Origin of the sequence: Geothrix alkalitolerans (assembly GCF_022808885.1) — a bacterium.
Classification (GTDB): Bacteria; Acidobacteriota; Holophagae; order Holophagales; family Holophagaceae; genus Geothrix; species Geothrix alkalitolerans.
The window spans coordinates 200,878-218,270 of record NZ_JAKZLE010000002.1 but is presented as its reverse complement, the minus strand read 5'-3'; the positions used below and the strand labels follow the sequence as shown (position 1 = coordinate 218,270).

General features: G+C 67.8%; 16 protein-coding genes. 13 read left to right on the top strand and 3 right to left on the bottom strand.

The genetic code is table 11. The features are described 5' to 3' along the window. Positions 1–67: 67 nt before the first annotated feature. The 8 genes from MLJ35_RS05060 to MLJ35_RS05025 all read left to right on the top strand — a co-directional run bounded on the left by MLJ35_RS05060 (position 68) and on the right by MLJ35_RS05025 (position 10,681). Complete coding sequence (locus tag MLJ35_RS05060) at positions 68–994, top strand: hypothetical protein (protein ID WP_243383369.1); 927 nt, start codon at positions 68–70, stop codon at positions 992–994. Further along, on the top strand, positions 975–1,772 hold the full coding sequence (locus MLJ35_RS05055; protein WP_243383367.1) for a 5'-nucleotidase C-terminal domain-containing protein: 798 nt from the start codon (positions 975–977) through the stop codon (positions 1,770–1,772). The genes MLJ35_RS05060 and MLJ35_RS05055 overlap by 20 nt, the downstream gene beginning before the upstream one ends. An 8-nt stretch (positions 1,773–1,780) precedes the next feature. Next, positions 1,781–2,710, top strand: coding sequence for a bifunctional metallophosphatase/5'-nucleotidase (locus MLJ35_RS05050; RefSeq protein WP_243383360.1), 930 nt, complete (start codon positions 1,781–1,783; stop codon positions 2,708–2,710). 165 nt (positions 2,711–2,875) lie between these two features. Continuing rightward, positions 2,876–5,101 carry an NADP-dependent isocitrate dehydrogenase gene (locus MLJ35_RS05045; protein WP_243383358.1) on the top strand — a complete coding sequence of 742 codons (2,226 nt, stop codon included), beginning with the start codon at positions 2,876–2,878 and terminating at the stop codon, positions 5,099–5,101. A 479-nt stretch (positions 5,102–5,580) separates the two neighbouring features. Next, positions 5,581–6,123 (top strand): DUF4402 domain-containing protein, encoded by a 543-nt coding sequence (locus tag MLJ35_RS05040; protein ID WP_243383357.1) that lies wholly within the window; start codon positions 5,581–5,583, stop codon positions 6,121–6,123. Positions 6,124–6,191: 68 nt separating this feature from the next. After that, positions 6,192–7,034 (top strand): fimbria/pilus periplasmic chaperone, encoded by an 843-nt coding sequence (locus MLJ35_RS05035; RefSeq protein ID WP_243383355.1) that lies wholly within the window; start codon positions 6,192–6,194, stop codon positions 7,032–7,034. Continuing rightward, entirely contained in the window at positions 7,035–9,743 is a 2,709-nt protein-coding gene (locus MLJ35_RS05030) for an MSCRAMM family protein (protein ID WP_243383350.1), read from the top strand. After that, on the top strand, positions 9,740–10,681 hold the full coding sequence (locus tag MLJ35_RS05025) for a DUF4402 domain-containing protein (RefSeq protein ID WP_243383345.1): 942 nt from the start codon (positions 9,740–9,742) through the stop codon (positions 10,679–10,681). The genes MLJ35_RS05030 and MLJ35_RS05025 overlap by 4 nt, the downstream gene beginning before the upstream one ends. A 1-nt stretch (position 10,682) precedes the next feature. Here MLJ35_RS05025 and MLJ35_RS05020 read toward each other — a convergent pair whose 3' ends face one another. Together MLJ35_RS05020 and MLJ35_RS05015 are read right to left on the bottom strand one after the other, a co-directional pair. Beyond that, positions 10,683–11,102, bottom strand: coding sequence for a hypothetical protein (locus tag MLJ35_RS05020; protein WP_243383343.1), 420 nt, complete (start codon positions 11,100–11,102; stop codon positions 10,683–10,685). 271 nt (positions 11,103–11,373) lie between these two features. Beyond that, positions 11,374–13,281: a formate--tetrahydrofolate ligase gene (locus tag MLJ35_RS05015; RefSeq protein ID WP_243383338.1), complete on the bottom strand. Its 1,908-nt coding sequence runs from the start codon at positions 13,279–13,281 to the stop codon at positions 11,374–11,376. A gap of 108 nt (positions 13,282–13,389) precedes the next feature. On the opposite strand from MLJ35_RS05015, the gene MLJ35_RS05010 reads away from it, so the two are divergent. The 5 genes from MLJ35_RS05010 (at position 13,390) to MLJ35_RS04990 (ending at position 17,148) form a co-directional block, all read left to right on the top strand. Further along, positions 13,390–13,998, top strand: coding sequence for a YigZ family protein (locus MLJ35_RS05010; RefSeq protein ID WP_243383336.1), 609 nt, complete (start codon positions 13,390–13,392; stop codon positions 13,996–13,998). 201 nt (positions 13,999–14,199) lie between these two features. Next, positions 14,200–14,625 carry a hypothetical protein gene (locus MLJ35_RS05005; RefSeq protein ID WP_243383334.1) on the top strand — a complete coding sequence of 142 codons (426 nt, stop codon included), beginning with the start codon at positions 14,200–14,202 and terminating at the stop codon, positions 14,623–14,625. Continuing rightward, positions 14,622–15,332 (top strand): LiaF transmembrane domain-containing protein, encoded by a 711-nt coding sequence (locus tag MLJ35_RS05000; RefSeq protein ID WP_243383332.1) that lies wholly within the window; start codon positions 14,622–14,624, stop codon positions 15,330–15,332. The genes MLJ35_RS05005 and MLJ35_RS05000 overlap by 4 nt, the downstream gene beginning before the upstream one ends. After that, complete coding sequence (locus MLJ35_RS04995; RefSeq protein ID WP_243383330.1) at positions 15,332–16,396, top strand: sensor histidine kinase; 1,065 nt, start codon at positions 15,332–15,334, stop codon at positions 16,394–16,396. The genes MLJ35_RS05000 and MLJ35_RS04995 overlap by 1 nt, the downstream gene beginning before the upstream one ends. Next, entirely contained in the window at positions 16,393–17,148 is a 756-nt protein-coding gene (locus MLJ35_RS04990) for a LytR/AlgR family response regulator transcription factor (protein WP_243383320.1), read from the top strand. The genes MLJ35_RS04995 and MLJ35_RS04990 overlap by 4 nt, the downstream gene beginning before the upstream one ends. Positions 17,149–17,161: 13 nt before the next feature. On the opposite strand, the gene MLJ35_RS04985 is transcribed toward MLJ35_RS04990, so the two are convergent. Next, entirely contained in the window at positions 17,162–17,386 is a 225-nt protein-coding gene (locus MLJ35_RS04985; protein ID WP_243383318.1) for a hypothetical protein, read from the bottom strand. Positions 17,387–17,393: the final 7 nt, after the last annotated feature.

Here is a 17,393-nt window from a genome sequence, read left to right as displayed (position 1 = left end):
CCGATGTAACCCCATCCACGCGGGCCCTGTCAAGTGTGGTTTGATGAAGGATTGATTGCGGACGGCCATGACCGAGGATCGCCCCACCACCATCCACACCGAGGATTCGCTTGCGCCCAGGGATCCCTGGCGCTTCCTCCGCCCCGCCCTGCGCGGCGGCTTCAGCAGCTGGGGCTGGGGCCTCATGATCGGGTGGCTGCTGGTGCTCCTGGGACCCGTACTGGGCTGGGCCGGCCACCTGCGCCGGGCCGCGGGCTGGAGCGCCCTGCCCAGCCACTGGGGTGAGCGCATCAGCGCCCGGGACGTCTGGGAGCTGTGGGAGAACGGCGGGCTTCAGCATCGCCTGGCGAATTCCCCGACGGTGCACCTCTTCGGCCTGGGCCTCTTGATCGTCCTGTGGTGCGGCTGGCGCATGCAGGCGGAGCGGGCGGGCTTGAAGGCCCGGCTGGGCTCCTGGCTGCTGGGCGCCCTGGACACGGTCCTCATCGGATTTCTTCCGATAGGGCTCCTCGCCTGGCTCGGGGACATCGTCCTGACCTGGCTCGGAGGCCTCGGAATCGACGGTCTGGGCTGGACCGCCTTCTTCGGCCGGCCCCTGCTCTGGATGGCGGCGGTGGCGGCCCTGAACCTCCAGTGGTGGTTCTGCCGCCTAGGGCGCGCGGCCGGCCCGACCCGCGGCTACCGCGCCCACCTGAGCGACTGTTTCGTTCGGTTGTGGACGCACCCTGTCCAGTGGAGCCTTCTCTCCCTTGGCGGCGCGGCCCTGAGGTCGCTGCTGCCCTTTCTGGTGCTGGTCCTGGCTTGGCGGATGGGAGGCGGGACCCCATTCCGCGTCGGCCTGTTCCTCGCCCTGCAGCTGGCTGTCACCCTGCTCAACGGCTGGCTGATGGGCTGGCTGTTGCGCGCCACCGCCCTGTTCTGGGCCCATGATGCCGCCGTTCGCACCGCCCGCGCCGCCCTGAAGGACCTGTCCCGTGAAGCCATCGCCAGCTAGCGCCCTGGTCGCCCTCCTGCTTGCCGCTCCCCTGGCGGCCCAATCGCCGGGCGCCAAGGCCGAAGTCATCCCCGTCACCGAAGCAATTCCGGATGACCCCGAAATCCAGAAAGTCATCGCGCCTCTGGCGGAGGAAATCCGGGCCAGCTTCGGCCAGCCGCTGGTGCAGGCGCCCCAGGGCGTGTTCCGCGGGAGGCGGGGCGAGGAGAACCTGCTGGGCTACTGGGTCTCCGACGTCATGCGCCAGGCGGCCCAGCCCCTGGTCGGCGCCCCGGTGCGCTTCGCCATCACCAATGCGGGCGGGCTGCGGGCCAACCTGCGCCCGGGACAGCTGAAGGTGGGTGACATCTTCGAGCTGATGCCCTTCGAAAACGAGCTGATCGTCATTGAGCTCACCGGCGCCGAGGTCATCCAGGTGGTGAAGGAGGGACTGCTCCGCCGCGGCGGCGAGCCCTGCTCCGGCGTGAAGGTGAAGGTCGAGGGCACGCCCCAACAGGCGACACTCATCGTCACCTGGGAAGACGGAACTCCCATCGACCCCGCCACCGTGGTGAAGGTCGCGACCACGGACTACCTCTACGGAGGCGGCGACTCCATCCCCACCCTGAAGAAGGGGCGGAAGCCGTTCACCACGGGCGTCACCCTGCGGCAGATGCTCCTGGACCAGTGCGCCGCCCTGGGCAAGGCGGGGAAGGACCTGCTGCCGCCCGCGCCAGGGCGCTACATCGTGCCAGTGCCGATCCTGGAAGCCATCCGCGACAAGACATTCAAGCTCTAGGAATGCCCATGGACCGCCGCCATTTCCTCGCCTCCCTCGGTGCCGCCGCCGTGGCTTCCCAGGTGCCTCTGAAGGCCGCGGAGGCCCCGGCCGCGGGCCGCATCACCCTGCTGCACACCAACGACACCCACTCGCGCATCGAGCCTTTCGGCCCTGGCAACGGGGCCATCAGCGGCAAGGGCGGCATGGCCCGGCGGGCCACCCTCGTGAAGCAGCTCCGGAGCCAGCTGGGACCCGTGCTGCTGCTGGATGCCGGCGACACCTTCCAGGGGACGCCCTACTTCAACCGCTACAAGGGCCGGCTCGACTACCAGCTCATGCGGATGATCGGGTACGACGCCACCACCCTGGGCAACCACGACTTCGACAACGGCGTGGAGATGCTGGTGGAGGCCATGGCGTCCATGGAAAAGCTTCAGCACCGAAACCCGCCCTTCGCCTTCCTGAACTGCAACTTCGATTGCCAGGGCGCGCCGGAACTGGCCAGGCGGATCCGCCCGTACATGGTCCGGGAGTTCCCGGGCATGAAGGTGGGCATCACGGGCGTGGGCGTGGCCTTCGCGGGCCTCGTGGCCCCGAAGAACCACGAAGGCATCATCTGGAAGGACCCCTTCGAGAGCCTGAAACCCGTGGTGAAGCGGCTCCGGGAGGTCGAGAAAGTGGACCTGGTGGTCGTCCTCTCCCACCTGGGCTACGACGTGAAGGACGCCGCCCACGATGACCTGCGGATGCCCGGCCGAGTGGCGGGCATCGATGCCATCATCGGCGGCCACAGCCACACCTTCCTGGACGCGCCGGTGAAGGTGAAGCAGGCCCAGGGGGAAACCCTCGTGTTCCAGGTCGGATTCGGGGGCGTGAACCTCGGCCGCATGGACTTCACCCTGGCGCGCGGCGAGGTCAGGGCAGCCTCCGGAGCTGCCATGCCGGTGGTGGGCTGAGGGGCTTGCCCAGGACCGGAGTGACGGAAGTCCCAAATCCCCGTCCCCACAGGGAAACCCGCTTGATGGCGGGCTTTCGCCGTGGGAGCCTGCCTTGAATGCCCTGTGCCGGAACAGCGGGGGTCCAGGCCCCGGCGCTGCCGTAAACGCCCATAAGGAGAGCCCATGACCACGCAGAAGATCATCTGGACGGAGATCGACGAGGCGCCCGCGCTGGCGACCTATTCCCTGCTGCCGATCATCCAGGCTTTCACCAAGGGCACCGGGATCTCCGTCGAGACCTCTGACATCTCCCTGGCGGGCCGAATCCTCGCCAACTTCCCCGAGAACCTGACCCCGGCCCAGCGCGTCCCCGACAACCTCGCCGCCCTCGGCGCCCTGGCCCTGAAGCCCGAAGCCAACATCATCAAGCTCCCCAACATCAGCGCCTCCATCCCGCAGCTCAAGGCCGCCATCAAGGAGCTCCAGTCCCAGGGCTTCAACGTGCCGGACTACCCGGAGCAGCCCACCGAGGAAGTGGAGAAGGCCATCCAGGCCCGCTATGCCAAGGTGCTGGGCAGCGCCGTGAACCCCGTGCTCCGCGAGGGCAACTCCGACCGCCGGGCTCCGCTGTCCGTGAAGAACTACGCGAAGAAGCACCCGCACAAGATGGCCGCCTGGGCCCCGGATTCCAAGGCCCGCGTGGCCCACATGACCGCCGGCGACTTCTTCGGTAGCGAGACCTCCACCACCCTCGGCAAGGCCACGACCGCCCGCATCGAGTTTGTGGGCGCGGATGGCGCCGTCAAGGTCCTCAAGGACAAGCTGCCCCTCCAGGCCGGCGAGGTTCTCGACGCGTCAGTGATGAGCGTCAAGGCCCTCCGCGCCTTCTACGCCGAGCAGATCGACGCGGCCAAGCGCGACGGCCTCCTGCTCTCCCTGCACCTCAAGGCCACCATGATGAAGATCTCTGATCCCGTCATGTTCGGCCACGCCGTATCCGTCTTCTACCAGCCGGTCTTCGAGAAGCACAACGCCACCCTGCGCGAGCTCGGAGTGAACACTGCCAACGGTCTGGGTGATGTCTACGCCAAGATCCAGGCCCTGCCGGAGGCCCGCCGCGCGGAGATCGAGGCGGACATCCAGGCGGTCTACGCCACCCACCCGGCCCTGGCCATGGTGGACTCAGACAAGGGCATCACGAACCTGCACGTGCCCAACGACGTCATCGTGGACGCCTCCATGCCCGTGGTGGTGCGGGATGCCGGCAAGATGTGGGGCGCCGACGGCAAGCTCCATGACACCCTGGCCATGATCCCGGACCGCTGCTACGCCACGATGTACAAGACCATCATCGAGGATTGCCAGAAGCACGGCGCCTTCGATCCCGCCACCATCGGCAGCGTGCCCAACGTGGGCCTCATGGCGCAGAAGGCCGAGGAGTACGGCTCCCACGACAAGACCTTCTTCGCCCCGGCCGCCGGGACCATCCGCATCGTGGACGAGTCCGGCGCCACCCTGCTCTCCCAGAAGGTGGAGGAGGGCGACATCTTCCGCGGCTGCCAGGCCAAGGACGCTCCCATCCAGGACTGGGTCAAGCTGGCCGTCACCCGCGCCCGCCTCACGGGCGCCCCCGCCATCTTCTGGCTGGACAAGGCCCGCGCCCACGACGCGCAGATGATCACCAAGGTGGAGACCTACCTCAAGAACCACGACACGAAGGGCCTGGACATCCGCATCCTGTCCCCGGTGGAGGCCATGAAGGTGTCCTGCGAGCGCATCCGCAAGGGCCTTGACACCATCTCCGTCACCGGCAATGTGCTGCGTGATTACCTCACGGACCTGTTCCCCATCATCGAGCTGGGCACCAGCGCCAAGATGCTCTCCATCGTGCCCCTGCTGGGCGGCGGCGGCCTCTTCGAGACTGGCGCGGGCGGTTCCGCGCCCAAGCACGTGCAGCAGTTCCAGAAGGAGGGCTACCTCCGCTGGGATTCCCTGGGCGAGTTCTCGGCCTTCTGCGCCTCCCTGGAGCACGTGGCCAACGCCTTCCAGAACGCCAAGGCCGGCGTGCTGGCGGAGACACTGGATGTGGCCATCGCCAAGTTCCTCGACAACGACAAGTCCCCCGCCCGCAAGGTGGGCCAGATCGACAACCGCGGCAGCCACTTCTACCTGGCCCTCTACTGGGCGCAGGCCCTGGCTGCCCAGACCAAGGACGCGGAGCTCCAGGTCCGCTTCGCCAAGGTGGCCCAGCAGCTCGCCGGCAGCGAAGCCAAGATCAACGAGGAACTGATCGCGGCCCAGGGCAAGCCCGTGGACATGGGCGGCTACTACCACCCGGACCACGCCAAGACCGGCGCCGCCATGCGTCCCAGCGCCACGCTGAACGCCATCATCGACGCCATGGCCTGATCCAGGCCGGAACTATCGAATGCACCTCGCGGGTGCCGGGATGCACGGTGTCCCGGCACCCGGTGGCTTTTCAACCAAAACTCAGGTGTGGGGCGAACCTGACCGTCAAGCGGGGTATGACGTGTTCGCCCATCCCTGATCTAGCCCAGCACCCTCCCTATCGAAGGCTCGCCATGCCTGGTTTCGCGCCTGGCGTCGCGTGTGGAGCGGCCACCGGCGCTCCAGATGGATCCGCCGCCGCCTGAACTCGACTGGCTCTGAGGCTGGCAGGGCATGCATGGCCCATTCCTGCGGCCGCCCCGGAAGAAATTTGCCGGGCATTGATCCTCCTGGGCAATTACCGCACTCAGTAGAAATTTCCCATGAATATTCACGATTTATTTATGCAACCCTAACGGAAATGCCTCGGGTCTGAGGTGAGGGAGCCATGGGGCATCCTCGCTCACGTCCGCCCCTCCAAACACCTCCAGGAGCCACTTATGCACACGCTCTCCCGTATCTTCGCGGGCGCCCTTCTTCTGGCCGCGCCGGTCGCCTTCGCACAGTCCGCTACCGCCACGGCGTCCAGCGTCCCCGCCTCGGCCCGCATCTATGTGCCCATCACCGTGAGCCTCACCAATGGTGGCCTGAACTTCGGCGACATCTTCGCGAGCACAGCGGGCGGCGACGTGACGCTGGACCCCCAGAACAACACCCGCACGACCACCGATCCGGCCCTTGGCACCACCGGCTCTGTCAGCGCGGCGACCTTCAAGGTGACCGGGAAGCGCAACGCCACCTACGCCATCACCCTCCCGGCCGACGGCAGCGTGACGCTGACCGGCGCTGGCGCCGCCATGCCCGTGAGCAGGTTCACCGCCTCGGTCGAGAACGCCGCCGCCACCGGCACGGCCACGGGCCTGCTCCCCAATGCGGCGAATGCCTCGCAGACCTTCGCGGTGGGCGGCACTCTGACCCTGGGCGCCAACCAGACCGATGGCGACTACGCCGGCACCTTCAATGTCACGGTCGCCTATAACTGAGGCCCGCTGATCCGCTGGTCCACCCAGGGCGTACCCGCGCCCTGGGTTTTCTCCGTACTCGAGGTCCCATGCTTCGTCTCTGTTCCCGGGCCATCTCCGGCCTCCTCCTCGGCCTGCTCTCGCTCGGCCTTTCGGCCCAGGCGCCGCCGCCTCCCGCCGAAGGAGGCATCGGCGACCTCCTGGTGGCCCCGACCCGGGTGGTGTTCGAGGAGCGCAAGCGGAGCGCCGAGCTGAACCTCTCGAACATCGGGCAGACCCGAGCCACCTTCCGGATCTCCCTGGTGCGCATGGAGATGGACGAGACGGGCGGCATCAAGGAGCTGCCGTTCGACCCGGGCACCGAGAACCTCCGGTCGCTGTTCCGCTTCTCCCCCCGGCAGGTGACGCTGGATCCCCGGGAATCCCAGACCGTGCGGATCCAGGTGCGCAAGCCGGCCCAGCTGCCCGAGGGAGAATACCGCCTGCACATGACCTTCCGCGCGGTGCCTCCAGAAGCGCCCGCGCCCCAGGCCGCGGCGGAGGTGCCCAAAGGAATCGCCATCAAGCTCACGCCCGTCTATGGAATCGCGATCCCCCTCATCGTGCGGCATGGCAAGACATCCGCCAGCGTCTCCATCACCGCGCCCACTTTTGACCCCAAGAGCGGCGTGTTGCGCTTCCGCTTGAATCGCGACGGCAACCAGTCGGTCTACGGCGACCTCAAGGCCACGCTTCTCCCGGCCACCGGAGCCCCGGAAGTCCTGGCAGAGGCCTCGGGCCTGGCCGTCTACACCCCGAATTCCGGCCGGACCGTGGCCCTGCCCATCCGCGGCCGGTCCATCCCCCCCGGCAGCCGGATCCGCATCACCTACTCCCAGCCCATTCTGGATGGCGGCCGTCTGTTCGCGGAAACCGTCATGACGACTCCCTGAATGGGCCGCTTCGCCGTCCGCAAGGCCCTCCTGGGCCCGGCCCTCGTGGGGGTGGCGGCGATGCTGCATGCCGGAGGCTTGGCTCCCGCAGAGGCCACCGCCCTGCCAGGGATGCTTGTGAACCGCTCCGAGGAGGAGGTCTTCCTTTTCGCCCTGCGCCTCGACCAGGCGACGGTCAGCAGCACCTTCCCGGGATTCCCCGTGAAGGACGGCGTGCTGGTGCCTCTGGGGGAGCTGTGCCGCCTGCTGGACCTGGCCATCGAGGTCGACCCCAACCGCGGACGGGCCACGGGCTTCTTCATCGACGAGAAGCGCCGCTTCAATCTCGACGTCGCGGCAGGAACGGTGATGGTGGCGGGCCGCGTCCTTCCGCTCGACCGGTCCTTGATGGAACTCCACTCCGATGACATTTACCTGGACACGCGCCTCCTCGCCACCTGGCTGCCCCTGGATTTCCAGGTTGTCCTCCGCAGCTCGTCCATCACCGTGTCGCCAAGGGAGCCACTCCCCATTCAGGAGCGCTGGAAGCGGGAGCGCATGGTCGGCCGGCTCCGTCCCTCGGAAGGCCCGAAGGTCTTCCCGCGAGCACCAGATCCCTATCGCATCCTCGAAGTGCCCATGGTGGACGAGACCCTGCGCCTGACCGTCCAGACATCGCCCGACGCGGATCGCCACGTCCGGGCCCAGAGCACCACGTTCGCCGCGGGGGACTTCCTCGGGCTGTCTTCGAACCTCTACGCGATTCTCGATACCGAGAACGGCCTCTCGGAGTTCCGGATGGCCATGGGCCGCCGCGATCCCCATGCGGGCCTGCTCGGCCCGCTCAGGGCGACGGAGTTCGCCTTCGGGGAGGTGCTCGATCCGGGCCTGAACCTGCTCACCCTGCCCATGGCCGGCACGGGAGCCCTGCTCACCAATTACCCGCTCCAGCGGGAGAACGCCTTCGACCGCCATTCCTTCCAGGGGAACCTGTCGCCAGGCTGGCAGGTGGAGCTCTACCGAAACCAGGCGCTCCTGGGCTTCCAGGCCTCCCGCCCTGATGGCCGCTATGAATTCCTGAACGTGCCGCTCTACTTCGGTTGGAACGATTTCCGCCTGGTGTTCTATGGCCCCCAGGGCCAGCGCCGCGAAGAGGTGGTGCGCTTCGATGTGAGCGAGAACCAGACCCCGGTAGGCGAGTTCCAGTACCGGCTGGTGGGCGTGGATCCCCGCCAGGCTGGAAAGCGGGGCCAGGTCGAAGGACGCTACGGGATCTCCCGGCAGTTCACGGCCGGGTTCTCCCTGTCCAGCCTGGACCTGGACGGGCGCCATCACGCCTACCGTGGGATCGATCTATCGGGATTCTGGAAGCCGCTTTCAGCGACCTTCAGCGCCGTCAGCGACCAGCTTGGAGGCAGCGTCGCCCAGCTGGGCCTCCGAAGCCGCCTGGGCTCCACCAGCCTCACGGTCAAGCATGCGGAGCTCCAGGATGGATTCTCCAGCGAAGTGTTCCGGCCCATCTACGGACCGATCCGGAGCCGCAGCGGCCTGGAGACATCCTCCCTGCTGCCCAGCCTGGAGCGCAGCCTCGTCACGCTGGACCTCGGTGCCTCCCGGGACCGGCTCGTGGCGGGCGGCAGCATCGATCGCCTCTACAACCGTGTCTCCACCTCCTTCCAGGGGTACTTCCTCTCCAACGAGATCTCCCTCACCCGGGGCCTGGACACAGCAATGCCCTTCCCCGCCATCACCATCGGAGACTTTCTCGCCAGTAAGTTCTTCCGGACCTTCTCGCTGCGGGCGCAGGCGAACTATCAATTGAGCGGCGGCGCCCGGCGCCTGAACGCCCTGTCCACCTTCCTGGAAACGCCCGTCTTCATCCCCTTCAACCTCCGGGCCGGGCTCACGCACTCGGTGGCCTCCCACGACACCCTGGTGCAGCTTGGGGCCTACAAGACCCAGGGCGCCTATGCCCTCAGCGTGGAATTGGGCTACTCCACCCGCAGCCGCCTGTCCCTGGACCTCACCTTCCGCGTGGGCCTGGCCAGGGAGCCCCGGAACGGCCGGATCCATACGCAGGCGCAGAGCATCGCCGGGCATGGCGCTGTCTCCGCCCGCGCCTTCCTGGATGCCAACGGGAACGGCGTGATGGATGGCGACGAGAAGCCCCTCCAGGGCGTCGGCTTCCTGGCCAACGGCGCCTCGCAGCCAGGCACCACGGATGCGAAGGGCGTGGCCTTCCTCACCAATCTCTCCGGCGATCTCGACGCCAACCTGTCCGCCAACTCCACCACCCTCGAGGACCCGTTCATGCGGCCCCAGGGCCCGGGCCTTCGCGTCACCCCGCGCCAGGGTCACGTGGCACAGCTCGAAGTTCCCGTGGTGCTGTTCGGCGAGATCACGGGAACGGCCTACCTGAAGCGTGATGGCGCCTCCGGGGAGCTTCCCGGCCTGCTCCTGGAGCTCGCCGACAACCAGGGCAAACCCATCAAGACCACCCGGACAGCCTTCGACGGTTTCTACACCCTGTCCGATCTTCCGCCCGGCACCTACCAGCTCCGGGCGCCTGACGCCGAGATCCAGCGACTCGGGCTCTCGAAACTGCCGCCCATCCCCGTGATCGTGACCTCCGAGGGCACGGTCGTGGATGGCCTCGATCTCCTGTTCACCCCAGACCGCTCCAACACGCCCCTTCCGGGGCAGGACGGCCGGAAAGAAGATCAACCATGAGCTTCTCCGCCCTCTCAGCGCTCTCCCGACGGTTCTTCCTGGCGGCCCTGGCACTCGCGGCACTCCCCGCCCACAGCCAGGCCTGGGTGCCGGTCATCAACAAGTACTCGGACATCTCGCTGGGCGATGTCATCCCCAGCGTTTTCGGGGGGACGGTGGTGCTCGCCTCGCCATCCGGAGCCCGGAGCGCCTCGGGCGGCGCCGCCCTGGGGTCCTCCGCTGGCGTCAGCCTGGGCAGCTTCACCTTGTCCGGCAAGGTGGGCGACAGCTGGTTCGCCTCGGCGGGCAGCCCCGTTCCCTTCCCCCTCGTGGGACCAGGCGGCGCGACAGTGGTCGTCACGGCCGTGGATTGCCAACCCGCCACCAGCGGCACCTTCCCTTCCACGGGCACCACCGGCTACTACTACCTGGGCGCCACGGTCTCAGTCGGTTCGAGCGCCACCACGCCGGCGGGAACGTACACCGGCAGCTACACCCTGAATGTGATGGACCCCTTCAAGGGAGCCATCACTTCCATGGCCTTCTCGGTGCAGATCCAGGTCGCGCCGGTCATCAGCCTCACGGAGCTCACAGGGCTGCGGTTCGGGGCGGTCTTCACCAGCCCGGCCCCAGGAACGGTGGTGCTCAGTCCCGCCGGCACGCTCAGCACGACGGGCGGCGTGGGCCTGGGGTCGCAGCTGCCGGTCGGACCCGCCACCTTCTCCGTGACCGGTGCCGCCAACGCCACCTACGCCATCACCCTTCCGGGCAGCGTCGTCCTCAGCTCTCCGGATGGGACCCTCACGGTGACGGCCTTCACGAGTTCTCCGGGACCGACGGGCCGCCTGGACCTCGCCGGGCGGCAGACACTGAGCGTGGGCGGCACGCTGAACGTTCCCGCCAATCAGCCCGACGGCGACTACGCCGGAACCTTCAGCGTGACCGTAGCCTACAACTGATCTAGAGCGATCCGGCCTGGATGGGCGCCCCGAAGGCGTCCCGGATCATCAGGACGCCCCCCGCATGACGAATCTCACGGGCGAGGAACCGCTGCCGGCCGTCGACCACACTCCTGGACGCGAGGATCTCGAGAGGGGTTCCCGCTTGGAATAGCCCTGAGGTGTTCCACGCACCGGTGTCCACCCGCAGGACTCCAGCCGCCATCCGGATCCGGATCGACCGGCCCTCCCAGCCTTCGACCGCACCCTGGATGGTCACTTCCGTCGAAAGGTCATAATCCGCCGCTTCACGGGGGCGGATCCGGACGGTGCAGGTGGCGCTGCTCGTGCTCTGGGCCATGACCACGGCTTCCGAGCCACCGGCCAGGACCAGGAGGAGCCCCAGGCGGCAGGTCGATCGGAAGGTTCCAAGGCGGCCCATCGGGCACTCCTCGCAGGTGGTCAACCCTCTTTTCGACCCTGGGGAAGGCCGCGATAACACCCCTGATTAAAAAAGAATGGGTCAATCGGGGCCGGCAGCCCGGGACCAATCTCTGCTTAAGTGTTGTTATTAAGCCTATTAATATATATTTGAGGCCACGACAGGCTATCCCCGCCTTCCGTTGCCGACCCGGCCATCAGGTGGCCCGAAGGCAGTACCGGAGGAAGGATTCAGGCGACCAGCGGCCGTTTCTGTTCGCGGTCACGCAGGGTCAGAACAGCCCCACCACGCGGCCTGTCTCCGGATCGATGTCCACATCGTAGAAGCCGGGCCTCGTGGGGAGGCCTGGCATGGTGGCCATCTTGCCCAGCAACGGATACAGGAACCCGGCCCCGGCGCTGAGGCGGACATCCCTCACCGGGATGCGGAAGCCCGTGGGGACCCCCTTCAAGGCCGGGTCGTGGCTCAGGCTCAGGTGCGTCTTGGCCATGCAGATGGGCAGGCGGTCGTAGCCGAGCCGCGTGTAGGCCTCGATCTTCGCCTCAGCCTCCGACGCATAGTCCACGCCGTCGGCGCCGTAGATCTCCGTGGCGATGGTTTCGATCTTCTGCTTGATGGGCTCGTCCACGCCGTAGAGGAAACGGAACTCCGAGGGCCGCTCGCAGACGCGCATGACCGCCCGCCCCAGATCCAGAGCCCCTTCCCCGCCGAGGGCCCAGTTCCGGCAGACCACTGCGTCTTCCGCGCCGCTCTCCAGCGAGGCCCGGCGCACCAGGTCCAGCTCCGCGGGGCTGTCCGTGGCGAAACTGTTCACCGCCACCACCACCGGCACACCGAACTTCCGGGCGATGCGGATGTGGTGCAGCAGGTTCGGCAGGCCCTGGCGGAGCAGATCGAGATTCTCATCCACGTAGACCGGATCCAGCGGTTTCCCCGCCACCACCTTGGGTCCGCCGCCATGCATCTTCAGGGCGCGCACGGTGGCCACCAGCACCACGGCATCCGGCTTCAGACCCGAGACCCGGCACTTGATGTCGAAGAATTTCTCCATGCCCATGTCGGCGCCGAAACCCGACTCGGTGACCACGTAGTCCGCCAGCTTGAGGGCGATCTGGTCGGCAAGGATGGAGCTGTTGCCGTGGGCGATGTTGGCGAAGGGGCCCGCGTGCACGAACACGGGCGTGCCCTCCAGCGTCTGCATGAGGTTCGGCTTCAGCGCATCCTTCATGAGCACGGTCATGGCGCCGGCCACGCCCAGATCCTCGGCGGTCACCGCGCGCCCCTGGCGATCAAGGCCCACCACCATGCTTCCCAGCCTGCGCCGCATGTCCTGGAGGCCCGTGGTGAGGGCCAGGACGGCCATGATCTCGCTGGCCACGGAGATGTCGAAGCCCGTCTCGCGGGCGAAGCCCTGCTCCTCCTCGCCCCGCCCCACGGTGACGCCCCGCAGGAACCGGTCGCTGGTGTCCAGGATGCGGCGCCAGGTGATGGCGGCGGGATCCAGATCCAGCCGGCAGATGCGGCGGCGCTCCTCTGGCGTGAAATCGTCGGGATTTCCTTTGGTGATGCCCAGCCTCGCGCACCGCAACTGGAGCGACCGCGGGAACTTTCTTCCGGATTTCCCTTTCGGGAAAATCCGCTCGAACAGCTGCTCGTCCGAAGCGCTGCTCTCATGCAGGATGCGGGCGTCGATGGCCGCGGCGCACAGGTTGTGGGCAGCGGTGATGGCGTGGATGTCGCCGGTGAGATGGAGGTTGAAGTCCTCCATGGGAATCACCTGGCTGTAGCCGCCACCGGCGGCTCCGCCCTTGATGCCGAAGGTGGGACCCTGGCTGGGCTGGCGGATGCAGGTCACCACGCGCTGGCCCAAGAGCGCCCCCAGGGCCTGGCTGAGTCCCACCGTGACCGTGGTCTTGCCTTCCCCCAACGGGGTCGGGGTGATGGCGGTGACGTCGATGTACTTGCCGTCCGGACGGCCCTGCAGACGGTCCAGCACCTCCAGCCGCACCTTGGCCTTGGTGGGGCCGTAGAGCTCCAGCTCGTCTGCCTCTAGGCCCAGCTCCGCGGCCACCTGGCTGATGGGCTTGAGAGTCGCGGCCTGGGCAATGTCCAGATCCGAGGGCACAGGGGTTCTGCGCTGCAGGACCGTGGGCGTGAAGGGCCGCGTGACGGTGGTCATGCCGTCTCCTCGAAAAGATCCACCCCAACTATAAGTAAAAAACGACTGAATGGTCGCAATTGATCCGCCTGTGTTGATTCACGTCACAGCCACCCGCATGCTGGATCCATGCGTCGTCTGACCGGGGTCGCCACCCACCGCTTCAGGGAGAAGGCTTCGGTCTTCCTCACCGAGCTGCACCCCGCATTGGATGCTGAAGACCGGGCCATCGTGCTGGCCTCGCTTCGCAAGCGGGACTTCGACGCCACGCACCACTGCAGCGCCTGGCGGGAAGGCGTCCCGGTCGCGGCTTTCGGCGCCGATGATGACGGCGAGCCCTCCGGCACGGCCGGGAAACCCATGCTGGTGGTGCTGGAGGGCGCCGAGGCCACCGACCTCATCGCGGTCTGCATCCGATGGTACGGGGGAACCAAGCTCGGCACTGGCGGTCTGGTGAGGGCCTATACGGAGGGTGTCCAGGGCGCCCTGGCCGAAGCCGCAGCCCAGGGCCTCTGGGAGGAGGTCCGGATCCTCCGCGAAGGGGAGATCCTTGTCCCCGCGGCTCAGGCCCATCTGCCGTTCGCCTTGCTGGGAGGCTTTCCCGCCGCTGCCGTGACCGGGCAGACCTTCGAGGGAGACGCAGCCATCATCCGCTTCGAGTGCCCGCCTGACCTCTGTCCGGCCCTCGACCATGCATGGCGGGAGCGCAGCCGGGGCGGGACGATCACCTGGGCTTGACCACTCGCCGATCTCCACCCGCCGTTCGCCGATCCCGGCCCCGTTTCCTGTCAAGACGCCCGTAGCTTGGTCATGCGGAAGGAGGCGCCCCATGATCCAGCTGGGATGGTTCATCGACAGCCCCTGGTGGTGGCTGGCCCTGTGGCTGCCCACGGTCGCCTTCAGCTTCTCCGCGGGTTCTGGCCGAAAGGAGCGCCACCCATGAACGTCCAGGAACGCCCCCCCGTCTTTTCCGTCAAGTTGGTCCTCGGTCTGGTGGTCATCGTGGCCGGCCTGATTCTCCTGGTGGACAGTCTCCATTGGTACGACGCCTGGCACCTGCTGGCCTGGTGGCCGCTGGCGGTGGCCGCCGTGGGCCTCGCCCGTCTGGTCCAGGACGGCCCCCTCAGCCTCCGCGGCCACATCTGGCTGGGCTTCGCCGTCGCGGGCTTTATCTCACAGTTCGGCCCCTGGGGGCTCCTGGATCGCTGGTGGCCGGTTTTCCTGGTGTGGGGCGGCCTCATCGTCACGCTCCGCGCCCTGTTTCCCCAGTGGAGCCCGCCGCCCCGCAGCAGGCGCCGTCGGCCATCGCCATCCGAGCCTGATTCCTGTGATCCTGATTCCGGATCCACGCAGGTGAACCCATGAACGCCGCCGACGACACCCGGACTCCGAGTCCGTTCAGCCCCAAGCTGGTGCTGGGCGTCGCCATCATCGTGGCGGGCCTCGTCCTCACCCTGGACAACCTGGGCCTGATCCAGGCCCACACGCTCTTCAAGCTGTGGCCGCTGGTGCTGGTGGCCATGGGCATCGCCAAGATCCGCCAGGACCGGCAGGGCAGCAGCACGGGTGGATGGTTCCTCGTCCTGGGCGGTGCCTTCCTGCTGCTCTTCACCTTCGGCCACGGCCACTTGGCGGATGCGCTTGGCCCCATGCTGGTGGTGGCCCTCGGCATCCTCATCGTCACCAAGGCCCTCAAGCAGAGCCGGGGCATCCCACCCGAGCTGGCCCGCTCCGACGACTTCCTCCAGGGCACGGCCATCTTCGGCGGCTTCAAGCGGCGCGTGGTCACCCAGGCCTTCAAGGGTGGCGAGCTGACAGCCATCTTCGGTGGCTATGAGGTGGATCTCCGCCAGGCTGCCATCGAGAACGGCCAGGCCCGCATCGACGTCTTCGTGCTCTTCGGCGGGGGGGAGATCCGTGTGCCGGACGGCTGGGAGGTGGTCCATCGCGCCACAGCCATCGCCGGCGCCCTCAACGACGGCACTCATCACGGGCCCGCCCCCGTGGAAGGCCGCCCCCGGCTGGTGATCACGGGGTTGATTCTCTTCGGCGGCACCGAGGTCAAGAGCTGATGCATCCCCTCCTGGCCAACCGGGCGCGTCTGGGGGCCTACCTCCTGGGGTGGGCCCCCATCGCCCTGCTGCTGATGGGGATCGCCCGCACCCAGAACTGGAGCTGGGCGGAAGGCGCCGCCCTGGCCCTGCCCCTCTGTCTGATCGCGGCCTTCCTCTTCCTGTCCGCCTGGTTTCTCTGCCGGGCGCTCCCGCTCGGCCAGCGGGTGGAGACGCTGGGCTCCCACGGAGCAGCCTGGGGCCTGGCAGCCGTGCTCATGGGCAGCATCTGGGCGGGGCTGGCCTGGCTGCTGGCCCGGATCCTGGCCTGGATCCCCGGCCTTGGCGCCCTGCCCCGCCACGTGGACATCGCCCTGCCTGTGCTCACGGGCGTGGGCATCCTGCTCTACCTGGCCTCCGTGGCCCTCAGCTACCTCATGCTGGCCCAGGAGCGCGCCCTGGAAGCTGAACGGAAGGGTGCCGAGCTCCAGATCCTGGCCCAGGAGTCGGAGCTGAAGGCCTTGCGGGCCCAGCTCAATCCCCACTTCCTGTTCAACAGCCTGAATTCACTGTCGGCGTTGACCGCCGTGGATCCCGCCCGGGCGCGGGAGATGTGCGTGCTGCTTTCGGATTTCCTCCGCCGCAGCCTGGGCCTGGGCGAGCGCCGCCAGGTCGTCCTGCGGGAGGAGCTCGAGTTGGCGCGGGCCTACCTGGCCATTGAGCAGATCCGTTTCGGCAACCGCCTGAAGCTCGACTGGCGCATCGATCCCGCCGCGGAACCGGCCCTCCTGCCCACCCTGCTGCTGCAGCCGCTGGTGGAGAACGCCATCAAGCACGGCATCGCGGCCCTGCCGGAGGGCGGCACCCTGGCCGTGGCTGCGGAGGTGGTGGAAGGACACGTCCTGCTGAAGGTGGATAACCCGCTGGATGCCGACGCTCCGGTCCCCCAGGGTCTGGGGCTCGGGCTGCGCCAGGTCCGCCAACGCCTGCTGGGCCGCTTCGGGAACCGGGCCCGTTTCGAAGCCACGGCCCAGGACGGCCTCCACCGCGTCACGCTGGTCTTCCCTTTGGAGATGGAGCCATGAAAGCCCTGATCATCGACGACGAGGATCTCGCGCGTTCCGTCGTGCGCGAGCACCTGGCCGCCCACCCCGATGTGGAGGTGGTGGGTGAATGCGCCAACGGCTTCGAGGCCCTGAAGGCCGCCGCCGAGCACCACCCGGACCTCGTCTTCCTGGACATCCAGATGCCCAAGCTGGACGGCTTCGAGGTGCTGGAACTCCTGGAGGCGGAAGGGAAGCGCCCCGCCGTGGTCTTCGTCACCGCCTACGATCAGCACGCCATGCGCGCCTTCGAATCCCATGCGGTGGACTACCTGCTGAAGCCCTTCTCAAAGGAGCGCTTCGACGCGGCCCTGGCCAAAGCCCGGGTTCTGCAGGCGACCCAGCCTGCGGCTCCGGCCCCGTCCGCGACGGATCTCGCCTCGGCGGCGCGCCAGGGAAGGCCCCTGGAGCGCATCGTGGTGAAGGACGGCCCGAAGGTGACGGTGGTCCACCTGGACCGCCTGGACTGGATCCAGGCCCAGGACGACTACGTGCTCCTCCGCACCGAGGGCCGGAGCCTGCTCAAGCAGCAGACCCTGGCCAGCCTCGAATCCCAGCTCGATCCGAATCGCTTCATCCGCATCCACCGCAGCTACATCCTGAACCTCGACCGCCTCGTGCGGATCGAGCAGGACAGCAAGGAGCACCGGGACGCCATCCTCCGCGACGGCACCACCCTCCCCATCAGCCGCGCCGGCTACCAGCGGCTGCGAACCCTGTGGGAAGGAGCCTGAAAGCGACAGGCCCTCACACCGCTCCGTGCAGGCGGCAGGGATGGTGATGGCAATGCCCGCAGCGCCCCTCGCAGGGCAGCCCCGGCGCCAGATCCTCCTCACGGTCGATCACGCCCTTCACGCTGGGCTTGGGAGCGGGCAAAGGCACAATGCACTTGGCCACGCGGATGGTCGCCGCAGCCGCCTTCCCGGGCCTGGGGGCCGGGGACTTCTTGCGGGAAGGGGCGGCGGGAGTCATGGAAGGC